4 protein-coding genes are annotated in these 4,749 nt (G+C 42.9%); 1 reads left to right on the top strand and 3 read right to left on the bottom strand.

Translation table 11 applies throughout. From position 1 onward, the window contains the following. Positions 1-59: 59 nt before the first annotated feature. The 3 genes from PR800_RS19370 to PR800_RS19380 are packed head-to-tail and all read right to left on the bottom strand — an operon-like array spanning position 60 to position 3,759. A complete protein-coding gene (locus tag PR800_RS19370; protein WP_206276657.1) occupies positions 60-875 on the bottom strand; it encodes a dimethyl sulfoxide reductase anchor subunit family protein in 816 nt (271 codons plus the stop codon). Between the two features lie 2 nt (positions 876-877). Beyond that, positions 878-1,426: a 4Fe-4S dicluster domain-containing protein gene (locus tag PR800_RS19375; RefSeq protein ID WP_272531259.1), complete on the bottom strand. Its 549-nt coding sequence runs from the start codon at positions 1,424-1,426 to the stop codon at positions 878-880. 2 nt (positions 1,427-1,428) lie between these two features. Next, complete coding sequence (locus PR800_RS19380; protein ID WP_272531260.1) at positions 1,429-3,759, bottom strand: molybdopterin-containing oxidoreductase family protein; 2,331 nt, start codon at positions 3,757-3,759, stop codon at positions 1,429-1,431. Between the two features lie 208 nt (positions 3,760-3,967). Between PR800_RS19380 and PR800_RS19385 the strand changes: the two genes are divergently transcribed. Continuing rightward, complete coding sequence (locus PR800_RS19385) at positions 3,968-4,657, top strand: helix-turn-helix domain-containing protein (RefSeq protein WP_166264637.1); 690 nt, start codon at positions 3,968-3,970, stop codon at positions 4,655-4,657. The last annotated feature ends 92 nt before the right edge of the window (positions 4,658-4,749 follow it).

The following is a 4,749-nucleotide window of genomic DNA, read 5'->3' on the forward strand; positions in this document are numbered from 1 at the left end:
TTGACTAGGGCGAGTGTGCGACGCCAACAACGCGACAGGCCGAAATATGACGAGGATTTTTAGAACCAAGGAGCTTGGATCATAACCGCTCCATAAAACAAGGCTCGGCCGGCTAACTCTCCGCTAAACATCGCCAACATTATCAATACAATTAAGACTACGGATGGTCGCTCCTTATATGCTTTCATCACCATAATACATGGCAATAGCATACTCATCACAACTTGCCACCACAGAAAATAACTTCCACCTTGGCTTGCGGGTAACTGTAAGCGAATAACCTGCGCGATTAATACTAATGCAACACCTATCAGCACACCTACTTTAATTGTCGATGGTAATGGTTTGCCTTGACTGATAACAAATAAGGCCACTAGACTAAAACCAAGGACAATTGCACTACCTAGAAACGCAATTTGTGTTGCTGGTGTATGCCATAATGGGTGAGCGACCATCTGGTAATAGACTTGTGCGGTGACAAGTATAGCGGCTAACCCACCGACCCCACTTAGCCAACCTAAAATCGTATTGCGTGTGTTTACCGTGGGTTGTAACCAGCAAGATAGCGCCCACAACGTAACAATTCCATTTAATAGTACAAATGTCACTGCCTCGCGACTTAGCCATGAATGGCCTAGCCCCAGAACGGAACGATAGGCTTCAAGAGGCACACCCAAGTGCCCCATTGACATCGTTGACCCGACAACTTCAATCAGCCATATCAATAACACTGCACGACGTAATACAGAACCTGATAATAGGTATTCTTGACTGGCTTTCATTTGGTAAATGGTTAATGCGAGAACAGCACCGACTCCCCATTGGCTCATTACCGTGAAAAATACCAGAGGGAGCTCCATATGTTTAATATCCATGATCAGTCCTCCATCCCAATAATCACAATATTTGGATGACTAATTGTGTGATCGGGCATGTTATAACGTTGCTCCAGCACCGCCCAGTTTGTCGTATGCTTTTTACGTAGCTCAGAAATATCACCAAACTCAATAGCGCCTGTCGGACAAGACTCCACACACCTTGGCAGTAGGCCTTCATCTAATCGCTCTGCGCACATATTACACTTACTGGTTTTTCCTTCTGCTGGGTCAAAGACAGGGGCATGATATGGGCAAGCCATGATGCACATCTGGCAACCAATACATTTTTCATGGTCTTGAACGACGATGCCATCTGCCCGTTTGGTATAGGTGTCTGCAGGGCAAACTTTTAAACATTGTGGGTCATCACAATGATTACAAGACATCGTAATGAATGCTTGGGTATTCGGTGAGTCATCATTAAATTCGCGAACTCGGCGCCACAACACTCCCGGTGGAGTGACATTTTCAGATTTGCAGGCCATTGAACAAGTGCGGCAACCATAACAATCTTTTGTGTTGATCAAAAAACCATATTGTTTGACCATGATTAAGCCTCCCTTCTGACATCAACTAGCGTGCTATTACAGCAATGCCCAGTGCCTAAATGTTCAACTTGGTCATTCGTGACATGGCTGCTACTTCCCCCCTGCTGTTCCCACCAGCCGTTATCTAGCGAAATTACGCCTTTTTTAATATGCGTAGTTACCACCGCAATGGCTCTGTGTTCCCCTCGGTCATTAAACGTAACCGCCCATTCTCCATTCTTAATGCCTCTAGACTTAGCATCTTCTGGGTGAATTAAAACATTCGGCTGGTTTCGTTGTACTTCAAGGATCCATTCATTCATTCCATGACTTGAATGCACGCTACGCGCTAACTTGCGCTGAACCGCCATCAGCGGGTACTTTTTGGCTAGTTCAGGTGAACCTTTAACAGACTCCGTCACTTGGTAGTAAGCGACAACAGGTGAAAAGTTTTTCTTTTGCCAATCTTCAATAAACAGGTGAGCTTTTTGGGTTGATGTCCTAAAAATACCGTCTTTGAATGGTATCCAATCCCCCTCGACTGGACGCACAGGGCCTTTTTCTAACATTTGGCGCGTAATACCAGAGCCGACTAAACAGGCGTCAATATAGTGCTCTATTGGTTTATTGAATACCTCACCAAAACCAAAACGTTCCGCTAATTGGGCAAAAATCCAATAATCGGGTTTTGCTTCACCAGCTGGCTCAACCGCTTTTTCCATTAATTGAACATATTGGCTACGGACACCCGCCATCAAACTGGTATCTTCAAAAATAGTGGTCACCGGTAAGACTAAATCTGCATATAACGCCGTCGAACTCATTAAGTTATCAGCCACAACCACAAATGGCACTTTCTTCAGAGCCTCCCGAACCTTATTCGTGTTCGGTAATTGGGTCATAACTCCCATCGTCATAATCCACCAGAAATTAATTGGATGCGGTTTTTCATTGGCGATAAAATCACCAACTTTCGCGACAGGAATAGGCGGAATATTTTTCACATTCGGTGCGGGGGGAACGATTGGACTAAATTTAGCCATTTGCCGAGCACCACCTGCATCACAAACGCCTGCGCCACGCTTACCAATATTTCCAGTGAGTAAAGCGAGGTAGAACTGGCTCGCGGCAACATAAGCCCCATGCTCGGTACGCTGAGCACCGGACATGTTTTGTACAATCATGGAAGGCGTAATGGATGAGTAATCACGAGCAAGGCGAACAATCGTTTCCACTGGTACGTCTGTTTCTTCACTGACGCGAGCCACATCCCAACCTTTAGCTTGCTGATAAATTTGCTCAAATACTGTGGTGTAACCCAAGTTATCAGGAAGTTCATGTTGGAAAAGTGCCGGTTTAATATCCGGTGAATCATGACGAACTAATTGTTTGCTTAATATATCGAAAACTAAATAGCTGTCTTTATCATCTTCATTTTGCCTAACTTGTTTTTGGTCTGTATCAACCAAATAGACAGCACCGGTATGAACCCTGAGAAAATTTTCATCTATCCGGTTTTCTTCAATAATAATTTTAATCATGCCTAGAGCAAGTGCGGTATCTGTCCCTGGAATAATCGGGATCCACTCATCGGCTTTTGCTGCAGTTTCATTAAAGCGCGGGTCAATAACCACTAACCGAGCGCCATTTTTTCTTGCTTGGTTATAATTTTTAAAATAGGCTTGCATCGTAACCGCTGGGTTATTACCCCAACACAGGATATAACGGCTATCTGCTATCGTATCGCGGGTATCAGCATACCTCAGGCCTAGCATCGGGATCATTGCGGCTGTTACAGCAGAACAACACAGTGAGCCTGCTTGTTTCGTTGCCCCACCTAAATAATCGAAAAACGCCTTCCCCATGTCATTTTTAATCGAATCCATATTTCCGGCATGAGTAGAAATGAACAACCCTTCATTTCCATATTTATCGATGGTCTCTCTAATATTTTTTTCAATAAGATCCAGCGCCTCATTCCAACTTATTGGTTTGAATTCTGCTTTACCTTTTTCACCTACTCTCAGTAATGGTGTTTTGACGCGTTGATCATGATAGACCCATCTAGTTCGGCTCATACCTCTCAAGCAGCATTTAACATTAAACCCTTCCGTTGCTTGAATTTTCATCAGCTTACCTTGGTAGGTATATGCGGTTAGGTTGCAATGCAAACACTCCATTGCACAAGTTGAACGAAATGTTTTGTAGTCCGACAGTTTTAGCCGCACTTTGGGTAAGGGTTGATTACTGTTACCCTGTGCATATGAACAGGGTGCAATACTTGCCAGCCCAACAACACCAAGCCCTTTGAGCAGGGTTCGGCGTTTTAAACGTAGTGAATTTATAGTTTTCATTATAGTAAACCTCGACATTGCCTCTATAAGTACACTATATATATACTCCATTCACCAAAGATGAACTTGAGTAGCATCAATAATTCTATCTATTTATAGGTAATAATGTGCTACCGCTTTAGGGTTATCTTTTTTGCTTTATCGGGTCGTTAGCAGCACAAGGCAACTCATGGTAAAATATAACGACTTGTTAAACTGAGGTTTATGTATGTCTACTTTGCAAGGTGTTAATTCTGTTGATATAGCTGTAAGCATTTTAAATTATATTGCTCAAAATGGGGGCATTGCGCGCGCAGCGGATATTTCAAAAGGTTGTGATATATCGAAAAGTCGTCTACATAAATATCTCGTTTCTCTATGTCGTACACAAATGCTGTACCAAGATATTCAAACTAGTCGTTATGGATTAGGTCGAAATTTAGCCTTCCTAGCCAACTTTGTTGAATCTGAGGACTCTTATATCGACACCATTAACAATGGTTTGATTCAATTTCGCGATGAACAAAACGTCTCAACGGGCATTGCCACCCGCCTAGGGAAAGCACTTTCTTTAATTAAATATAATCGTAGCTTCAAAAATATTGAAATTGACTTTTTGCCTAACACTCCATTACCTGTCGTGAAAAGTGCGGCTGGGCTAGTGTATTCCGCATTTGATAGCCAATTTGGCTCGAACTCATATTCACAAGACGAGATTAATAAAGTTATCCAACAAGGCTATGCTATCCGTTACCAACCGACAGAAGGTATTCCCGGCGCACAATCTATTGCTTGCCCTGTATTTAACAGCGAAGGCCAGCTTGTTGCAGCTGCAGTGACGATGGGATTTATTGCAGAAAATGAAATGGAAAGGTTGGCAACTTTATTAATCAAACAAGTTAGCCGGCTAAATTTATAATAACTACACCTGGCCGATACTATCAACCCAAGCTATAAACTATAGTTCAAATCAACGGTTCCAAATAAACCAAACAAATAAAGCCGAGGTTT

Origin of the sequence: Providencia sp. PROV205 (genome assembly GCF_028479505.1) — a bacterium.
Taxonomy (GTDB): domain Bacteria; phylum Pseudomonadota; class Gammaproteobacteria; order Enterobacterales; family Enterobacteriaceae; genus Providencia; species Providencia huaxiensis.

What these genes read in the sequence shown, in the direction of transcription:
- PR800_RS19380 (WP_272531260.1), bottom strand. Translation starts at nt 3,759, where the DNA reads ATGAAAACTATAAATTCACTACGTTTAAAACGCCGAACCCTGCTCAAA.
- PR800_RS19375 (WP_272531259.1), bottom strand. Translation starts at nt 1,426, where the DNA reads ATGGTCAAACAATATGGTTTTTTGATCAACACAAAAGATTGTTATGGT.
- PR800_RS19385 (WP_166264637.1), top strand. Translation starts at nt 3,968, where the DNA reads ATGTCTACTTTGCAAGGTGTTAATTCTGTTGATATAGCTGTAAGCATT.
- PR800_RS19370 (WP_206276657.1), bottom strand. Translation starts at nt 875, where the DNA reads ATGGATATTAAACATATGGAGCTCCCTCTGGTATTTTTCACGGTAATG.